Here is a 16307-nt window from a genome sequence, read left to right as displayed (position 1 = left end):
ATGCCAGACCGTTCCTTCACCCTTTTGGAATCGCTGATCGCCCTGACCCAGACGCTGCGCTCGGCCTTCGAGAGCCGCGTCGAACAACACGGGCTGACCTTTGCCCGCGCCCGGCTCCTGACCACCATCGGCCGGAACGAGGGCGCGAGCCAGGCCGAGCTTGCCGCCATCCTCGGCATCGAGACGCCGACGCTGAAGCGCCTGCTGGACGCGCTGGAGGATCAGGGCCTGGCCGAACGCCGCCCGATCCCCGAGGACGGCCGCAAGCACGCCATCTTCCTGACCGAGGCGGCGCGCATCGAGCCGCTGCTGGGCTTCCGTGCCGAGGTCGATGCCGCGCTGGCCGAGGGCATCCCGCCCGAGGATCTGGCGGCGACGCGCCGCACGCTGGCGCAGATGGCGCTGAATGCGGAAAAGCTGAGGCAGGCATGAGCCAGCCCGCCGCCGACCCTGCCCCGGCCGCGCCCGCGCCGCCGCCCTTCGTGCCGATGTCCTGGCCGGCCACGCTGGGCTATATCGGCGCCTCGGTGACCATCGGCCTGACGCAGGGTCTGGCGCAGGGCTTCGTCAGCACCAACATCCCGCAGATCGCCGGCGACCTGGGCGCCACCACCACACAGGCGAGCTGGCTGATGGCGGCCTTCATGATCCCGCGCGCCTCGATGCCGATCCTGCTGATCAAGATCCGCACCCAGTTCGGCCTGCGCCGCTTTGCCGAGGTGGCGATCCTGGTCTATCTGGCGGTCTCGCTGGCGGCCTTCGCCATCTCGGACCTGCGCTCGGCGGTGACGGTGCAGTTCTTCGCCGGCATGGCCTCGGCGCCGCTGTCGACGCTGGCCTTCATGTATATGCTGGAACCGCTGCCGCCGGCCTGGAAGATGCGGCTGGGCCTGCCGATGGTGCTGGCCATGGTCGCCGCCGGGCCGATGCTGGCGCGGGTGATCTCGCCCGCTTTGATGGGCGATCACGGCTGGGACGGGCTGCATGTCATGGCGCTTGGCATGGCGGCGGTCTCGCTGGGGCTGGTCTATGCCCTGCCGCTGGCCTCGCAGCCGCGCGTCAAGGTGATCGCCGCGATGGACCTGGTCAGCTGGCTGCTGATCGCCACTGGTTTCGGCGGGCTGACGGTGGCCTTCGTCATGGGCTCGATCTACTGGTGGACCGATGTCGCCTGGCTGGGCTGGGTGCTGGCGCTGGCCATCGTGGCGCTGACGCTGGCCGTGGTGATCGAGCTGCACCGCAAGGCGCCGCTTCTGGACATCCGCTGGCTGGCCAGCCCGGCCATGCTGCACCTGACGGCGACGCTGCTGATCTTCCGGCTGGTGCTGTCCGAGCAGAGCTCGGGCGCGCCGCGCATGTTCCAGGTGCTGGGCGTGACGCAGGACCAGCTGGTGCCGCTTTTCGCGCTGATCTCGGCCGCGACGGTGCTGGGCGGGCTGGCGCTGATCCCCTTCATGAAGCCCGAGCGCGTGCCGCTGTTCCACATCATCGCGCTGGCGCTGATCGCCGCCGGCGCCTTCATGGACAGCCATGCCACCATCGACACCCGGCCGGCGCAGATGATGCTGAGCCAGGCGATGATCGCCTTTGCCGGCTCGCTCTTCTTGGCGCCGGCGATGATGCGCGGGCTGCTTTCGGCCCTGGCGCGCGGGCCGAACTACATCCTGTCCTTCGTGATCGTCTTTCTGTCCACGCAATCGCTGGGCGGGGCCGTGGGGTCCGGCCTGTTCTCGACCCTCATCAATCACCGTCAGGCCCTGCACCTGCAGGTGCTGCGCGAGGAGCTGACCGCCGCCGACCCGCTGACCGCGGCCGAGATCGCGCAGCGCAGCATGGCGCTGGCGCCGCAGATCGCCGATGCCGCGCAGCGCCAGGCGCAGGCGGTGGCGCAGATCGCCCAGGACGCCGGCGCGCAGGCCTATGTCATGGCCTATAACGACGCCTATTTCCTGACCTTCCTCGTCGCGGCGGCGGCGCTTTGCGCGCTGCTCCTGCACCTGTTCCGCGACTGGCTGGTGGCGCGCCGCGCGCCGCTGCCGGCTGTCGCCCAGCCCCTTTCCGAGCCCAAGACATCATGACCAGAAACCACCTTGTCCCGACCTTGATCGCCCTTGCCGCCGGCCTGGCCGGCCTGCTGATCGTGCTTTACGCTTGGCACCTGCCGCCGTTTCGCCCGGCGCATCCCCAGACCGAGAACGCCTATATCCGCGGCCAGCTGACCACCATCGCGCCGCAGCTTTCGGGCTATGTGGCGGCGGTCGAGGTGCGGGACTTCCAGCCGGTGACCCGGGGCCAGGTCATCGCCCGGCTCGACGACCGGCAGTATCGCCAGAAGCTGGCCCAGGCCCAGGCCAGCCTGCAAGGCGCCGAGGCGGCGCTGAAGATCCAGGAGCAGAGCGTCCAATCCGCCCGCGCCAGCCAGCAATCGGCCGAGGCGGCGCTTTCCGCGGCGCAGGCGGCCCGGGACACGGCGGCATCGACCTGGGACCGGGCGCAGGCCCTGCAATCGCGCGGCGTGACCGCGCAAAGCTCGGCCGACCAGACCGAGCTGGCGCTGCGTCAGGCCGAAGCGGCCGTCACCCAGGCCGAAAGCGCCATCGCGGTCGCGCGCGAGAACGTCGCCGGCGCCGAGGTCGGGCTGGCCGCGAAACGCGCCGAGATCGCCTCGGCCAGGGCGGCGGTGGAACTGGCGCAGATCGATCTGGACAACACGGTGATCCGCGCGCCCTCGGACGGGCGGCTGGGTCAGGTCGGGGTGCGGCTGGGCCAGTATGTGACCGCCGGCACCGCGCTGGTCAGCCATGTCGGCCCCGAGGTCTGGGTCATCGCCAATTTCCGCGAGACCGAGCTGCATGGCATGCGCGTCGGCGACCGTGCCACCTTCACCGTGGACGCGATGCGGCATCGCAGCTTCACCGGCCGCATCGAGGCGTTCTCGCCGGCCACGGCCTCCGAGTTCAGCCTGCTGTCCGCGTCAAACGCCACCGGCAATTTCACCAAGGTGGCGCAGCGCCTGCCGGTGCGCATCAGCATCGACCCGGGGCAGGAGATGGCGCATTATCTGGAGCCCGGCCTGTCGGTGGTGGTCACCGTGGACGAGGGCTCGGCCGCGCAGGAGCACTCTGCCAGCGCGGCGCCGCTGATCATGGGTCATGCGGGATAGGGGCGGCCCGGCCTGCCCGCCTCCCGCTCAATCGGCCAGGCAGAACTGGATCTCGATGGTCTGGCGGTCCTCGCCGGCCCCTGTCCAGTCGTGATAGACCTCGCGGCTTTCGCCCGTCAGCGTCCGGCCGGATTCACGGATCGCCGCCAGAAGCGGGGCGTAGCCTTCGCCGAACAGGGTCGCCAGCGGCCCGGCATGGATCACGCTGGCCACGGGGACGGCCGGCAGATGGCAAAGCCCGGCCGCGCCGTTCTCCCGCCCTGCCCAGATGACGGGGCGGCAGATCGACCAGTCGAAGAGGGTTTCGCCATCCTTCGGCAGGCCGCGAGAGATGAAGTGCCAGGGCCCGCCGGCCTGCAATCCCTGCCGTTCCCTCTGCTGCTCGATCTCGGGCGCCAGCGCGGCGGCGGCCTGGCCGATCTCGGGGATGCGCAGCCTGCGCTGCCGGCACAGCGCCCATATTTCGTTCGTCGTGCCAATCCGCATGATGTATCCCGTTTCGCTGCCAAGCTTTTCTAGCAAGGCCCCGGCGCACCGGCCAGAGGCATGAAAAAGGCCGGGCGCAGCGGCCCGGCCCCGATTCCGATATGCGGCCGGCCTCAGACCTCCGGCACCAGGACCTCGCGCTTTCCGACATGGTTCGCCGGGCTGACGACGCCCTGCTCTTCCATCTGCTCGACCAGCCGCGCGGCCTTGTTGTAGCCGATGGCGAGCTTCCTCTGGATGTAGGAGGTCGAGCATTTGCGGTCCTTGGCGACGATGGCGACGGCCATGTCGTAAAGTTCGGCATCGCCGCCCTCGCCGGTGCTGAGCCCCAGCACCTGGTCGATGCTGTCGGCGCGCTCCTCGTCCGGGCCCTCGACCACGCCGGACATGTAGCTGGGCGGGCCGAAGCTTTTCAGGTGGTTCACCACCTCCTCGACCTCCTCGTCGCTGACGAAAGGCCCGTGGACGCGGGTGATGCGCGAGCCGCCGGCCATGTAGAGCATGTCGCCCTGGCCCAGCAACTGCTCGGCGCCCTGCTCGCCCAGAATGGTGCGGCTGTCGATCTTGGAGGTGACCTGGAAGCTGATCCGGGTCGGGAAGTTCGCCTTGATCGTGCCGGTGATGACATCGACCGAGGGCCGCTGCGTCGCCATGATCAGGTGGATGCCCGAGGCCCGCGCCATCTGCGCAAGGCGCTGGATGCAGGCCTCGATCTCCTTGCCGGCCACCATCATCAGGTCGGCCATCTCGTCGACGATGACGACGATATAGGGGAAGGTCTCGGGCTGGAATTCCTCGGTCTCGAAGACCGGCTCGCCGGTGTCCTCGTCGAAGCCGGTCTGCACGGTGCGCTTGAACAGCTCGCCCTTGTCCAGCGCCTCGCGCACGCGGCCGTTATAGCCCTCGATGTTGCGCACACCCATCTTGGACATCTTGCGATAGCGTTCCTCCATCTCGCCCACGACCCATTTCAGGGCGACCACGGCCTTCTTGGGATCGGTGACGACGGGGGAAAGCAGATGCGGGATACCATCATAGACCGACAGTTCCAGCATCTTGGGGTCGATCATGATGAGGCGGCATTCCTCGGGCGTCAGCTTGTAGAGCAGCGACAGGATCATGGTGTTGATCGCCACCGACTTGCCCGAGCCGGTGGTCCCGGCGATCAAGAGGTGCGGCATCTTGGCCAGGTTCGCCACCACCGGCCCGCCGCCGATATCCTTGCCAAGCGCCAGCGGCAGCGGCTGGGTGCCGTCGCCATAGGCCTTGGAGGCCAGGATCTCGCGCAGCACCACCTTCTCGCGCCGGGCATTGGGCAGCTCGATGCCGATCACCGAGCGACCGGGCACGGTCGAGACGCGCGCCGACAGCGCCGACATGCTGCGCGCGATGTCGTCGGCCAGGCCGATCACCCGGCTGGCCTTCAGCCCCGGCGCCGGCTCCAACTCGTAAAGCGTGACCACCGGGCCGGGGCGGACCTCGGTGATCTGGCCCTTGACGCCGTAATCGTCCAGCACCGCTTCCAGCATGCGGGCGTTTTCCATCAGCGCCTCTTGCGACAGCTGATGACGCTCGACGGTGGTCGGCGCGGTCAGCAGCGACAGCGGCGGATGCTCGTAATGGCTGGCCGATTCGTCGAAGCGCAGCGCCGGCTGCGCCTCGGACTGCGCCTGCCGCGAGGGGGCGGGTTTCTTCGGCGGCACCACGACGCGCGGCGTTTCTGCGCCGAAGGGCGCGGCGCTGACGGGTTCGGCGAAATCCTCGTCCTCGTCCTCCTCGGCGCTCAGCGGCGGCTCGGCGCGCGCCGGGGCGGCGCGGGCGCCGGTCAGCCGCGCGGTCACCGCCGACAGCAGGCTCTTGCCTTCCGAACGGGTGCGGATGGCATCGGTGATGCGGGCGCTGATCGCGGCGTCCGAAGGCGGTTCGTCATCCTCGGCATAATGCGTCTCGGGGTCGATCAGCTCGGGCTGGGGGGCGAACTCGCGGTCCTCGGCCAAGGGGGCCGGGGCAGGGCGCAGGCCCGGCAGGCTGCGGCGCGACGCCTGCGGCAGGGCTGCGTCGCCAGAGCGGCCGGCACGCTCGCGCCGGGCCTCGGCCCGGGTCCTGATCCCGCGCGCCGCGCCCGAGGACAGCCGCGCCCCGCGATCCACCGCATGCAGCGCCAGGATGCGGGCGGTGGCCAGCCCGTCGCGCAGGAAGGTGCCGATGGCCGCCAGTTCCTTGCGGTCGAAGCCCAGCACGAAGGCCAGGAAGGCCAGGGCGCCGATGGCGGTCAGCAGCGCCAGCAGCTTGATGGCGATCGAGGCCTTCATCGGCATCGCGGACAGCATGCCGCCCATCAGCATGTCGCCCAGATGCCCGCCCAGACCGAAGCTTTGCGTCCAGTCGAGGGGCGGGGTCATCGAGGTGGCATAGATCGACACCAGCACCATGGCGATGGGCAGGAAGATGCCGCGCATCAGCCGTTCCTCGCCCCGGTGCAGCATCAGCCGCAGGCCCCAGGCCACGGCACCGACGACCAGGACCCAGGTGCCGTAGCCGGTGATCATGAACAGCGCCGAGGCGACATAGGCGCCGAAGCGGCCCAGATAGTTCTGCGCCGGCTGGTCGGTCGCCGACATGAAGCTGGGATCGTCGGGGGAATAGCTGACCAGCATCATCGCGATCAGCACGCCCAGGATGACCAGGCCTGCGCCCAGCAACTCCTTGCCGCGCCGTTCCAGCGCCGCCTGCGTGCTTTGGTCGAACAGCGGATCGCGGTGTTTCGCCTGCCAGCTCGCCATGCGTCAACCCCCTTGATACAAACAGTTTTTCAGGCGGTTCAGCGCCGCCTCGGTCTGGTCCGCCGGGGCGACCAGCGCCACGCGGATGAAATTCCGGCCGGGATTGCCGGCCTGGCCGTCGCGGGCCAGATAGGCGCCGGGCAGCACCTGGATGCCGGCCTCGGCCCAAAGCTTCCTGGCCGCCGCCTCGCCGGTGCCGACGCTTTCCGGCACCGGCAGCCACAGGAAGAAGCCGCCCGCGACCGGCTGATAGCCCGGCACATTGCCCAGCACCCGGTCGGCGATGGCGTATTTCTGCTGATAGAGCGCGCGGCTGGCCTCGACATGGCCCTCGTCACCCCAGGCCATGGCGCTGACCCGCTGCACCGGCAGGGGCAGGGGGGCGCCGGCATAGCTGCGCAGCCGCCGCATCTGCGCGATCTGTTCCTTCCCGCCCGCCGCGAAGCCCGAGCGCAGCCCCGGCAGGTTCGAGCGTTTCGACAGCGAGTTGAACATCACCACCCGGTCGGGCAGGCCCATGCGCGTCGCCACGGCAAGCGCGCCGGGCGGCGGCGCGTCGCGCCAGATCTCGGAATAGCATTCGTCGGAAAACACCAGGAAATCGTGCTTCTCCGCCAGCGCGATCAGCTCTTCGAGGTAGTCTTCGGAGGCGATGCTGCCCTGCGGATTGGCGGGCGAGCACAGATAGGCCACGGTGGCGCGGTCCAGCACCGCGGCGGGCAGGTCGGCAAAGCGCGGCAGGTGGCCGGTTTCCGGCGTGGCGGGCACGAAGACGGGCTCGGCGCCCACGGCGGCGGCGGCCACGGCATAGACCTGATAGAACGGGTTCGGGACCAGGATTGCGGGCTTCTGGCCGTTCTTGCGCTCGGGCGCCAGCGCCAGGGCGGCGTTGAACAGCCCCTCGCGCGTGCCGTTCAGCGCCATGATGCGCTCGGGCGCCACATCCAGCCCGTGGCGCCGCTTCAGCCAGCCCGAGATCGCGGCCAGCAGTTCGGCCGTGCCCTCGTTCGCGGGGTATCTGCCGAAATCGGCGATGCTTTCGGCCATGACCGGCCCGACGAAATCCGGCAGCGCGTGGCGCGGTTCGCCAATGGTCAGGATCAGGGGATCGCCCCCGGGCTCAATGCCCGCGAGCAGTTTCCGCAGGCGCGGAAACGCGTAATCCGGCAGGTTCGAGAACCGCTCGGGAATTGCCATGACTGCCTCTCGTTCGGGGTCGTCGCGCCCCGTTTCGTCGCAAGATTACCGGCAATCCCCCCATGCGTCCAGAGTTTCGCGGGAAGATTGCGCCTGCCCGCCCCGGATTTGCCCGGAAAATCCGGGGGTCAGCGCAGGCCGGCCTCGGCCCCGGCGGCGGCGGCCAGCAGGGCGCGGTCGCCGCCCGCGCGGCCCATCAGCATGATGCCGCAGGCCGGATGGCCGGTCGGCAGGCTGATCGCCGGCAGGCCCAGCAGATTGGCGATGCGGGTGTTGCGCAGGGTCAGCAGGTTCTCGCGCGCGAAGAACTCCTCTTCGGCCAGCAGCCGGTCCACCGGCGGCGGCAGGATCGGCGCCGTGGGCAGGATCACCGCGTCGAAGCCGGCGACCAGCCGCGCCCAGTCGGCGCGCAGCCGGTCGAGCTCTTCCCAGGCGGCGACGTAATCCGCGGCCAGCACGAACTGGCCGCCCCGGAAGCGTTCCAGGATCGGCGGATACATCAGCTCGGGCGCCGCCTCGATCTGCTCGCGCCAGATGCCATAGGCCTCGGGGGCGAAAAGCAGCGGCGCCAGCACCATGGCCTCGGCCACGCAGGGCGGCGCGGCATGGGTGATGCGGGCGCCGGCGCGGGCCAGGCGGTCCACCGCATCCTCGAAACCGGCCACGGGCTCCTTGCGCGCCTCGTCGAAGGGCACGCCGTCCAGCACCATCAGCCGCAGGCCGCGCGGGCCGGCCCCGGCCAGGTCGGGCGCGGGCTCGCCGCGCAGCACGGCGAAAAGCTCGGCGCAATCCTCGACCGTGCGGGCGATGGGGCCGGCCACGTCGAAGCGGCGGCACAGCGGCACGATGCCCTCGCCGCTGACGGCGCCCTGCGTGGGCTTGAAGCCGACCAGCCCGTTCCAGGCCGCCGGCACCCGCAGAGAGCCGCCGGTATCCGAGCCGACGGCTGCCGCCGCCAGCCCCAGCGCCACCGAGACCGCCGCCCCCGCGCTTGATCCGCCCGGCGCCAGCTCCTGGTCGATGCTGTTCGGCGGGGTCGCCGTCATCGGGTTCACCCCCAGCCCGGAAAAGGCCAGTTCGGTCATATGTGTCTTGCCCAGGCAGACCAGCCCGTCCAGCGTCGCGCCGGCCAGGATGGCGGCGTCGCGCTCGGGCACCCGGCCCTCCAGCAGGCGCGAGCCCGCCTCGGTCGCGGTGCCGGCGCTGTCGATATTGTCCTTCCAGCTGATCGCCACCCCGTCCAGCAGCCCGCGCCGCAGCCCTGCGCGGGCCCGGTCATGGGCGGCGATGGCCTCGGCCCGGGCGCGTTCGGGGGTCAGCCGGGCATAGATGCGGTCGCCATAGGGGTGGCGGGCGGCTGCGTCCAGATAGGCCTCGGCCTGCCCGACCGGGCTGATGAGCCCGGCGAGGATCGCCCGGCCCTGTTCCGCCGCTGACACCTTGAGCCAATCCATGCCCATCCCCCGACAAACGTTCAAATACCAAATAAGGCACAGGCTATCCCGCCGCGCAGGCGCCCGCAATGCCGCTTGGCGGCGACGGAGACGCATGGACATTGCCTCGCCGACGGTCATATTGCGCAGCATGAAGACCGATTTCGACATCCTGATCGCGGGCGGCGGGCTGAACGGCCCGGCGCTGGCGCTGGCGCTGGCCGATGCGGGCCTGTCGGTGGCCGTGGTCGATGCCCGCCCCGCCGATGCCCGCGCCGGCGACGCTTTCGACGGCCGCGCCTATGCGCTGGCCCTGGCCTCGCAGCGGCTGCTGGCCGCGCTGGGGCTGTGGCGCGACCTGGCCGACAAGGCGCAGGAGATCCGCAAGGTCGAGGCCACGCAGGGCGTGCCGGGCGAAGGCGCCGGTCCCTTCGGCCTGCATTTCGACGGCGCCGAGATGGAGGAGGGCCGGCTGGGCTACATGCTCGAGGACCGGTTCCTTTACCGCGCGCTGCTGGCCGGGATGCAGGACCGGGTCGCGCATCTGCCGGGCCTTTCGGTCATCGGGCAGCAGCCCGACGGCCCGGCCATCCGCGCCACGCTGTCGGACGGCCGCGTGCTGCGCGCGGCGCTGCTGGTCGGGGCCGACGGGCGGCAGTCGGGCGTGGCGGCGCGGGCCGGAATCCGGCGCATCGGCCATGATTACGGCCAGATCGCGCTGGTCGCGGCGGTCGATCACGACTTGCCGCATCACGGCACCGCGCATCAGTATTTCATGCCCACCGGGCCGCTGGCGATCCTGCCGCTGCCGGGCAATCGCAGCTCGATCGTCTGGTCCGAGGCCGAGGCCCAGGCCCGCGCCGTCATCGAACTGCCGGACCCGGACTTCCTGGCCGTCCTGCGCCCGCGCTTCGGCGATTTCCTGGGCGAAATCCGGCTGGCCGGCCCGCGATTCTCCTATCCGCTGAACCTGACGCTGGCCGAGCGCTATGTCGATGCGCGCGTGGCGCTGGTCGGCGACGCGGCGCATGGCGTGCATCCCATCGCCGGGCAGGGGCTGAACCTGGGCCTGCGCGACGTGGCGGCGCTGGCCGAGGTGATCGTCGCCGCCCGCCGCCGCGGCGAGGATATCGGCGCCGCGCCGGTGCTGGCCCGCTATCAGGACTGGCGCCGCCCGGACGCGACGGCGCTGGCCCTTGGCATGGACGGGGTGAACACGCTGTTTTCCAATGCCAATCCGCTGCTGCGCGCCGCGCGCGAGATCGGCATGGGCCTGGTCGATGCCATTCCGCCGCTGCGGCGCGGCTTCATGCGGCAGGCGGCGGGGCTGGGCCTTGATCCGATGCCGCGGCTGCTGACCGGGCGACGGCTGTGACGGAACGCTCACGCCGCCGTCAGCGTTGAGGCGCCGCGCATCCAGCGAACGTGATGTGCAAGACATCGAAGGATCGGTATCATCCAGCCCATGAAACTGAAAACGCTCGCCCTCGCCCCCGTCCTGTGTCTGGCCATGGCCTTTCCCGCCCTGGCCGAGAAGATCCCGCTGAACGAGATCTCGCGCTATCTCAACGGCCTGAAGACCGCCAAGGCGGATTTCACCCAGGTGAATGCCGACGGCTCGATCTCGACCGGGGTGCTTTACATCCACCGCCCGAACCGGGTGCGCTTCGAATACAAGGGCGACCGGACGCTGGTGCTGGCCTCGGCCGGGCAGGTCGCGGTGTTCGACGGCAAGACGCGCGGCGGCCCGCAGCAATATCCGCTGTCCAAGACGCCGCTGTCGCTGATCCTGGCGCCGAACATCAACCTGGGCCAGGCGCGGATGGTCACCGGCTATGCCGAGAAGAAGAACACCACCGTCGTCACCGCGCAGGACCCGCAGCATCCGGAATACGGCAATATCCAGATGGTCTTCACCGCCAATCCGACGCAGCTGCGGCAATGGGTGGTGACCGACGACACCGGCAAGCGCACCACCGTCATCCTGGGCGACATGCAGACCGGGGTCAGCTTCGCGCCCTCGACCTTCGCCATCGAGAACGAGATCGCCCGCCGCCGCTGAAGACCGCGGCGGGCCGGCATGAATTGGTGGCGGCCTTGCGGCCCCGTTCTCCTGCGCCGCGCCCGTGGAACGGCCGGCATGGGTATTTGAGAAACAGAGAAACCGAGCGCGGGGCTTCGGTCTTTCACCGTTTCCCAAATACTCCTATGCGGCCGCGCTACGGCGGCTCAGCGGCAGGAGGCGAGCTGCATCCGGTAAAGCTCGGACCGGGTCTGAACCTTGCCGGCCACGTTCACCAGCCAGGGCTTGGAATTGTGCGATCCCTTGGCGAAGCCGCTGCGGCCTTCGTGATAGGCCAGGTATTGCGCGCCGGCATCCCATTTCGAGATGCCCAGCATCCGCGCCGAATCGTTCATGTACCAGCCCATGAAATCGGTGGCGTCCTTGATGTTGTCGCGCCGGGCGCGGCGGTTGCCGGTCTGCTTGCGGTAATCGTCCCAGGTGCTGTCCAGCGCCTGGCTGTAGCCATAGGCCGAGCTCTGCCGCCCGATCGGGATGATCCCCAGCGCATATTGATGCGGGGTCCGGGCATCGCCGATGAATTTCGATTCCTGGTGAATCGTCGCCATCTGGACGTGGACGGGGATGCCCCAGCGCCGCTCTGTCGCCTTCATCGCGCGCATATAGGCGGGCCGTTCCGCCGCCAGGGCGCAGGCGTTTTCCAGATTGCGCGGTGCCTTGTAGTTCCCGCCTCCTCCGCAAGAGGCCACCAGCCCGACGATGGCGAGCTTGAGAAACCTGTTCATACTGCCCTCATGTTTTTGCGGGCAGGATAAGCGAAATTTCCGGGGTCGCGCAAATGACAAAGCCTCGACCCGACCTAGCTAGGCAGGACCGAGACCGATTTCACGACCGCATGGCAGGCGGTGCCCGGCTGCAATTCCAGTGCCTTGACCGAGCGCGGCGTGACTTGCGCAAGCATCCGCTCATCGCCCAGGGCCAGCTGCACCAGCCCGCCCTCGATCCGCGTCACCGCGACCGGCAGCACGTTCAGGGCCGAGAGGCCCAGCGGCGCCTCGCGCGCCAGGATCACCTCATGCGCGAGGATTCGCAGCCGTAGCACCCGCCCGGGGGGCAGATCCAGTTCCGGCAACAGCATCGGCCCCCCGGCGGTGGCGACCCTTGTCATGCCGTCGGGCTCGCGCCCCTCGACCGTGGCGCGGATGAGCGCGCCGGCCTCGCGCGCGCCGAGTTGCGGGGCCAGCGCCGGATCGGCCAGGATCTCGGTCAGCGGGCCGGAATGGGTGACGCGACCCTGCCGCATCAGCACCACCGTCGTCGCCAGCCGCAGCACTTCGGGGACCGAATGGCTGACATAGAGGATCGGCAATCGGATCTCGTCCCGCAGGCGTTCCAGCCAGGGCATGATCTCGGCCTTGCGGGCCTCGTCCAGCGCCGCCAGCGGCTCGTCCATCACCAAAAGCGCCGGGTCCGACAGCAGCGCCCGGCCGATGGCGACGCGCTGGCGCTCGCCGCCCGACAACGTGCCGGGGCGGCGCGCCAGCAGCGGCGCCAGCGCCAGCATCTCGACGATGCGGTCGAAATCCCGCGCCGCGCCGCGCCGCCAGCGCGAGGGATAGCGCAGGTTCGCCGCCACCGTCATATGCGGAAACAGCCGCGCGTCCTGGAACACGCAGCCGATGCGCCGCGCCTGAGGCGGCAGATTGGTCCTACTGTCGCACAGCACCCGCCCGTTCAGCGCGATCCGGCCGTGGTCGGGGCGCAAGAGCCCGGCGATGGCGTTGATCGCCGTGCTTTTCCCGCAGCCCGAGGGGCCGAACAGCGCCGTCACGCCGCCCGGCGCCTCGAAGGCGACATCCAGCGCCAGGCCGGGAAAGCGGTGGCGAAAGGCGACTGCCAGCATCAGCGCCGCCCCGATATGCGCGCCGACATGCGCCATGCCAGCCATTCCGAGACCAGCACCGCCGCCATGGCGATCACCACCGAGACCAGCACCAGCCGCAGCGCCGCCGCATCGCCCGAGGGCACCTGCAGCAGCGCATAGATGGCCGAGGGCAGCGTCTGGGTCTGGCCGGGAATGTTCGAGACGAAGGTGATGGTGGCGCCGAACTCGCCCATCGCCTTGGCGAAGCCCAGCGTGGCGCCGGCCAGGATGGCGGGCAGGATCAGGGGCAGGGTCACGGTCAGGAAGATCCAGGCCCGCGGCGCGCCCAGGGTGGCGGCGGCCTGTTCCAGCCTGGGGTCCACCGCCTCGAAGCCCAGCCGGATGGCGCGCACCATCAGCGGAAAGCCCATGATGCCGCAGGCCAGCGCCGCGCCGGTCCAGCGAAAGGCGAAGACGATGCCCAAGGGCTTCAGCAGGCTGCCCACCGGCCCCTGCGTGCCGAAGGTGACCAGCAGCAGGTAGCCGGTGACGACCGGCGGCAGGATCAGCGGCAGATGCACGAGGCCGCTCAGCAGCCCGTGCCCGGGAAACCGCCGTCGCGCCAGAAGCCAGGCGATGGCGACGGCAAAGGGTAGGCTGGCGAGCGTGGCGACGCAGGCCACCCGCAGGGACAGGCGCACGGCCTGCCATTCCTGAGGGCCAAGCCAGTCGGTGGGGATCATTGCGTGACGGTGAAGCCTTGAGATTCAAAGATCGACTTTGCCGGCTCCTGCGACAGGCTGTCAAGGAAGGCGGCGGCCTGCGGCGTGTCGGCGGCCCTGGTCACGGCGCCGGGATAGGTGATCTTGTCATGGCTGTCGGCCGGGAAGGTGGCGACCACGCCCACGCCCGGCTCGGCCACGGCGTCGCTTCCGTAGACGATGCCCAGGGGCGCCTCTCCGGTGGCGACCAGCTTCAGCGCGGCGCGGACGTTGTCGGCCTGCGCGACCTGGCTTTCCACCTGATCCCAGAGGCCCAGCGAGGTCAGCGCCGCCTTGCCGTATTGCCCGGCGGGCACGGAATCGACCAGCGCCATGGCCAGCTTGCCGTCGCCCAGCAGGGCGGGCAGCTCGGTCACCGGCGCCTCGGCCGGCTTGCCGGTTCCGACCAGCACCAGCGTATTGCCCAAGAGATCCTTGCGCGTGGCCGGGTCGATGTCGCCCGATTCCTGCACCGCGTCCATCCAGTCCGTCGAGGCCGAGATGAACAGGTCGGCCGGCGCCCCCTCCTGGATCTGCTTGGCCAGCTGAGAGCTGCCGGCATAGGAGATGGCCACCGTATCGTCATGGCTTCTCTGCCAATCGGCGGCGATCTCGTCCAGCGCGTCCTTGAGGCTGGCGGCGGCGAAGATGGTGATCTCGTCGGCCTGCGCGGCGGGGGCAAGCGCGATCAGGGCGGCGGCAAGGAAAGACAGGCGCATCGGGCTGGTCCATTCGTTATGTTTCAATGGACATAACCAGGCGGCTGGCCGTCTGGCAACCGTTATTTACGCTGAAACAGATCGCTGGCCGGCGCGAAGCCGCGCCAGCTGCCCGGCGCCCTGATCGCGCAGCAGCGCCTCCAGCGCCCGGTAATCGGCCAGCACCTGCCGACCCCGTTCGGTCAGCTGGGCGCCGCCGCCCCTGGCGCCGCCACGGCTGCTGTCGACCAGGGGTGCATCGAAATGCGCATTCATCTCCTCGACCAGCGACCAGGCGCGGCGATAGCTCATCTTCATGCGCCGCCCGGCGGCCGAGATCGAGCCTTCCTCGGCAATGCCTTGCAGCAGGTCGGCCTTGCCGCGCCCGAAGGTCAGGCCGGAATCGAAATGCAGGCGGAGGCTCAGCCGGGGATCGTTCGTCATGGCCGCATCTTGCGCGGTTTCCGCAACGTTGCAAGAGGCCGGGTCTTTTCCGTTCGCTGCCGCGCGGCTACGAGTAATAAAATTCCAGCATGACCGGAGGAATCATGTCCGAGAACGAAATCGTCATCCTGTCCGGCGCGCGCACGGCCATCGGCACCTTCGGCGGCAGCCTGGCGGGCGTGCCGCCGATCCAGCTGGCCGCGACCGTGACCCGCGCCGCGATCGAGCGCGCGGGCATCGGCGCCGAGCGCATCGGCACCGTGGTCTTCGGCCATGTGCTGAACACCGAGCCGCGCGACATGTATCTGTCGCGCGTGGCGATGCTGGAGGCCGGGGTGCCGGACACCACGCCGGCGATGAACGTGAACCGGCTCTGCGGCTCGGGGGCGCAGGCCATCGTTTCGGCCGCGCAGGCACTGATGCTGGGCGATGCGGATTTTGCCGTGGCGGGCGGCGCGGAATCGATGAGCCGCGCGCCCTATGCGGTGCCCGCGGCGCGCTTCGGCGCCAAGATGGGCGACGTGCAGATGCTCGACATGATGGTCGGCGCGCTGACCTGCCCGATGGGCACCGGCCATATGGGGGTGACGGCGGAAAACGTCGCGCGCGAGCACGACATCTCGCGCCAGGCGCAGGACGATTTCGCGCTGGAAAGCCAGAAGCGCGCCGCCGCCGCCATCGCCGAGGGCCGCTTCAAGGAGCAGATCGTCCCCATCGAGATCAAGACCCGCAAGGGCATGGTGGCCTTCGACACCGACGAGCACCCGAAAGCGACGGATCTGGAGAAGCTGGCCGGGCTGAAGGCGGTGTTCCAGAAGGACGGCACGGTCACCGCCGGCAACGCCTCGGGCATCAATGACGGCGCGGCGGCGCTGGTGCTGGCGCGGGCCGAGGCGGCGCAGGCGGCGGGCGCCAGGCCGCTGTTCCGGGTGCTCGGCTATGCCGTGGCGGGGGTGCGCCCCGAGGTCATGGGCATCGGCCCGGTGCCCGCGGTCGAGGCGCTGCTGAAGCGCACCGGCCTGAAGGCCGGCGATTTCGACGTGATCGAATCGAACGAGGCTTTCGCCGCGCAGGCCCTGGCAGTGAACAAGGGGCTGGGCCTCGACCCTGCCAAGGTCAATCCGAACGGCGGCGCCATCGCGCTGGGTCATCCGGTCGGGGCGACCGGCGCCATCGTCACCGTCAAGGCCATGTACGAGCTGATGCGCACCGGCGGCCGCAAGGGCCTGATCACCATGTGCATCGGCGGCGGCCAGGGCATCGCGCTGGCCATCGAGCGTATCTGAGCCTGGCTCGACCCGGTCCCTGCATCGGGGCCGGGGCTTTGACGGCACCCTCCTATGGGTATTTGGAAAACAGAGAAGTCCAGGTCGCTTCTCTGTTTTCCAAATACCCATGCGACCTTGCCACGGGCGCGGCGCTCGGGGGGTGTGGCATTGGCCGGAAAATGGAACG

General features: G+C 69.8%; 15 protein-coding genes. 6 read left to right on the top strand and 9 right to left on the bottom strand.

Features of this window, described 5'->3' with window-relative positions:
- The 3 genes from PARJ55_RS0102785 to PARJ55_RS0102775 are packed head-to-tail and all read left to right on the top strand — an operon-like array spanning position 1 to position 3163.
- Positions 1 to 432: a MarR family winged helix-turn-helix transcriptional regulator gene (locus PARJ55_RS0102785; protein WP_028711606.1), complete on the top strand. Its 432-nt coding sequence runs from the start codon at positions 1 to 3 to the stop codon at positions 430 to 432.
- Entirely contained in the window at positions 429 to 2078 is a 1650-nt protein-coding gene (locus PARJ55_RS21420) for an MFS transporter (protein ID WP_036697280.1), read from the top strand. The genes PARJ55_RS0102785 and PARJ55_RS21420 overlap by 4 nt, the downstream gene beginning before the upstream one ends.
- Positions 2075 to 3163 carry an HlyD family secretion protein gene (locus PARJ55_RS0102775; RefSeq protein ID WP_028711605.1) on the top strand — a complete coding sequence of 363 codons (1089 nt, stop codon included), beginning with the start codon at positions 2075 to 2077 and terminating at the stop codon, positions 3161 to 3163. The genes PARJ55_RS21420 and PARJ55_RS0102775 overlap by 4 nt, the downstream gene beginning before the upstream one ends.
- 27 nt (positions 3164 to 3190) lie before the next feature.
- On the opposite strand, the gene PARJ55_RS0102770 is transcribed toward PARJ55_RS0102775, so the two are convergent.
- The 4 genes from PARJ55_RS0102770 to PARJ55_RS0102755 form a co-directional block, all read right to left on the bottom strand.
- Positions 3191 to 3649 (bottom strand): hypothetical protein, encoded by a 459-nt coding sequence (locus tag PARJ55_RS0102770; protein ID WP_028711604.1) that lies wholly within the window; start codon positions 3647 to 3649, stop codon positions 3191 to 3193.
- A gap of 113 nt (positions 3650 to 3762) precedes the next feature.
- Positions 3763 to 6432 (bottom strand): DNA translocase FtsK, encoded by a 2670-nt coding sequence (locus PARJ55_RS0102765; protein WP_028711603.1) that lies wholly within the window; start codon positions 6430 to 6432, stop codon positions 3763 to 3765.
- 3 nt (positions 6433 to 6435) lie between these two features.
- Positions 6436 to 7629, bottom strand: coding sequence for an aminotransferase class I/II-fold pyridoxal phosphate-dependent enzyme (locus tag PARJ55_RS0102760; RefSeq protein ID WP_028711602.1), 1194 nt, complete (start codon positions 7627 to 7629; stop codon positions 6436 to 6438).
- 128 nt (positions 7630 to 7757) lie between these two features.
- Positions 7758 to 9083: an amidase gene (locus PARJ55_RS0102755; RefSeq protein WP_028711601.1), complete on the bottom strand. Its 1326-nt coding sequence runs from the start codon at positions 9081 to 9083 to the stop codon at positions 7758 to 7760.
- A gap of 94 nt (positions 9084 to 9177) precedes the next feature.
- Between PARJ55_RS0102755 and PARJ55_RS0102750 the strand changes: the two genes are divergently transcribed.
- Both PARJ55_RS0102750 and PARJ55_RS0102745 read left to right on the top strand, forming a co-directional pair.
- Positions 9178 to 10437, top strand: coding sequence for a UbiH/UbiF/VisC/COQ6 family ubiquinone biosynthesis hydroxylase (locus tag PARJ55_RS0102750; protein ID WP_156929413.1), 1260 nt, complete (start codon positions 9178 to 9180; stop codon positions 10435 to 10437).
- 90 nt (positions 10438 to 10527) lie between these two features.
- Complete coding sequence (locus PARJ55_RS0102745) at positions 10528 to 11124, top strand: outer membrane lipoprotein carrier protein LolA (RefSeq protein ID WP_036697277.1); 597 nt, start codon at positions 10528 to 10530, stop codon at positions 11122 to 11124.
- Between the two features lie 167 nt (positions 11125 to 11291).
- Here PARJ55_RS0102745 and PARJ55_RS0102740 read toward each other — a convergent pair whose 3' ends face one another.
- The 5 genes from PARJ55_RS0102740 to PARJ55_RS0102720 form a co-directional block, all read right to left on the bottom strand.
- A complete protein-coding gene (locus PARJ55_RS0102740; protein WP_028711598.1) occupies positions 11292 to 11870 on the bottom strand; it encodes a lytic transglycosylase in 579 nt (192 codons plus the stop codon).
- A gap of 74 nt (positions 11871 to 11944) precedes the next feature.
- The gene (gene modC, locus PARJ55_RS0102735) at positions 11945 to 12988 is read right to left on the bottom strand and encodes a molybdenum ABC transporter ATP-binding protein (RefSeq protein ID WP_084637772.1); all 1044 of its coding nucleotides are present in this window, start codon (positions 12986 to 12988) and stop codon (positions 11945 to 11947) included.
- Positions 12988 to 13692 (bottom strand): molybdate ABC transporter permease subunit, encoded by a 705-nt coding sequence (gene modB / locus PARJ55_RS0102730; protein WP_028711596.1) that lies wholly within the window; start codon positions 13690 to 13692, stop codon positions 12988 to 12990. The genes modC and modB overlap by 1 nt, the downstream gene beginning before the upstream one ends.
- The gene (gene modA / locus PARJ55_RS0102725) at positions 13689 to 14429 is read right to left on the bottom strand and encodes a molybdate ABC transporter substrate-binding protein (protein WP_028711595.1); all 741 of its coding nucleotides are present in this window, start codon (positions 14427 to 14429) and stop codon (positions 13689 to 13691) included. Before modA ends, modB begins: the two co-directional genes overlap by 4 nt.
- A gap of 66 nt (positions 14430 to 14495) precedes the next feature.
- The gene (locus tag PARJ55_RS0102720; protein WP_028711594.1) at positions 14496 to 14852 is read right to left on the bottom strand and encodes a winged helix-turn-helix domain-containing protein; all 357 of its coding nucleotides are present in this window, start codon (positions 14850 to 14852) and stop codon (positions 14496 to 14498) included.
- 104 nt (positions 14853 to 14956) lie between these two features.
- On the opposite strand from PARJ55_RS0102720, the gene PARJ55_RS0102715 reads away from it, so the two are divergent.
- On the top strand, positions 14957 to 16138 hold the full coding sequence (locus tag PARJ55_RS0102715; RefSeq protein WP_028711593.1) for an acetyl-CoA C-acyltransferase family protein: 1182 nt from the start codon (positions 14957 to 14959) through the stop codon (positions 16136 to 16138).
- Positions 16139 to 16307: the final 169 nt, after the last annotated feature.

Origin of the sequence: Paracoccus sp. J55 (assembly GCF_000513975.1) — a bacterium.
GTDB lineage: Bacteria > Pseudomonadota > Alphaproteobacteria > Rhodobacterales > Rhodobacteraceae > Paracoccus.
The sequence above is the reverse complement of the archived record's forward strand: the minus strand, read 5'-3'. Positions and strand labels throughout refer to the sequence as shown.

Bases quoted from the DNA above. Each gene is read 5' to 3' on its own strand.
- PARJ55_RS0102720 (WP_028711594.1), bottom strand. From the start codon at position 14,852: ATGACGAACGATCCCCGGCTGAGCCTCCGCCTGCATTTCGATTCCGGC.
- PARJ55_RS0102785 (WP_028711606.1), top strand. From the start codon at position 1: ATGCCAGACCGTTCCTTCACCCTTTTGGAATCGCTGATCGCCCTGACC.
- PARJ55_RS0102745 (WP_036697277.1), top strand. From the start codon at position 10,528: ATGAAACTGAAAACGCTCGCCCTCGCCCCCGTCCTGTGTCTGGCCATG.
- PARJ55_RS0102740 (WP_028711598.1), bottom strand. From the start codon at position 11,870: ATGAACAGGTTTCTCAAGCTCGCCATCGTCGGGCTGGTGGCCTCTTGC.
- PARJ55_RS0102715 (WP_028711593.1), top strand. From the start codon at position 14,957: ATGTCCGAGAACGAAATCGTCATCCTGTCCGGCGCGCGCACGGCCATC.
- PARJ55_RS0102755 (WP_028711601.1), bottom strand. From the start codon at position 9,083: ATGGATTGGCTCAAGGTGTCAGCGGCGGAACAGGGCCGGGCGATCCTC.
- modB (WP_028711596.1), bottom strand. From the start codon at position 13,692: ATGATCCCCACCGACTGGCTTGGCCCTCAGGAATGGCAGGCCGTGCGC.
- modA (WP_028711595.1), bottom strand. From the start codon at position 14,429: ATGCGCCTGTCTTTCCTTGCCGCCGCCCTGATCGCGCTTGCCCCCGCC.
- PARJ55_RS21420 (WP_036697280.1), top strand. From the start codon at position 429: ATGAGCCAGCCCGCCGCCGACCCTGCCCCGGCCGCGCCCGCGCCGCCG.
- PARJ55_RS0102770 (WP_028711604.1), bottom strand. From the start codon at position 3,649: ATGCGGATTGGCACGACGAACGAAATATGGGCGCTGTGCCGGCAGCGC.
- PARJ55_RS0102765 (WP_028711603.1), bottom strand. From the start codon at position 6,432: ATGGCGAGCTGGCAGGCGAAACACCGCGATCCGCTGTTCGACCAAAGC.
- PARJ55_RS0102775 (WP_028711605.1), top strand. From the start codon at position 2,075: ATGACCAGAAACCACCTTGTCCCGACCTTGATCGCCCTTGCCGCCGGC.
- PARJ55_RS0102750 (WP_156929413.1), top strand. From the start codon at position 9,178: ATGGACATTGCCTCGCCGACGGTCATATTGCGCAGCATGAAGACCGAT.
- PARJ55_RS0102760 (WP_028711602.1), bottom strand. From the start codon at position 7,629: ATGGCAATTCCCGAGCGGTTCTCGAACCTGCCGGATTACGCGTTTCCG.
- modC (WP_084637772.1), bottom strand. From the start codon at position 12,988: ATGCTGGCAGTCGCCTTTCGCCACCGCTTTCCCGGCCTGGCGCTGGAT.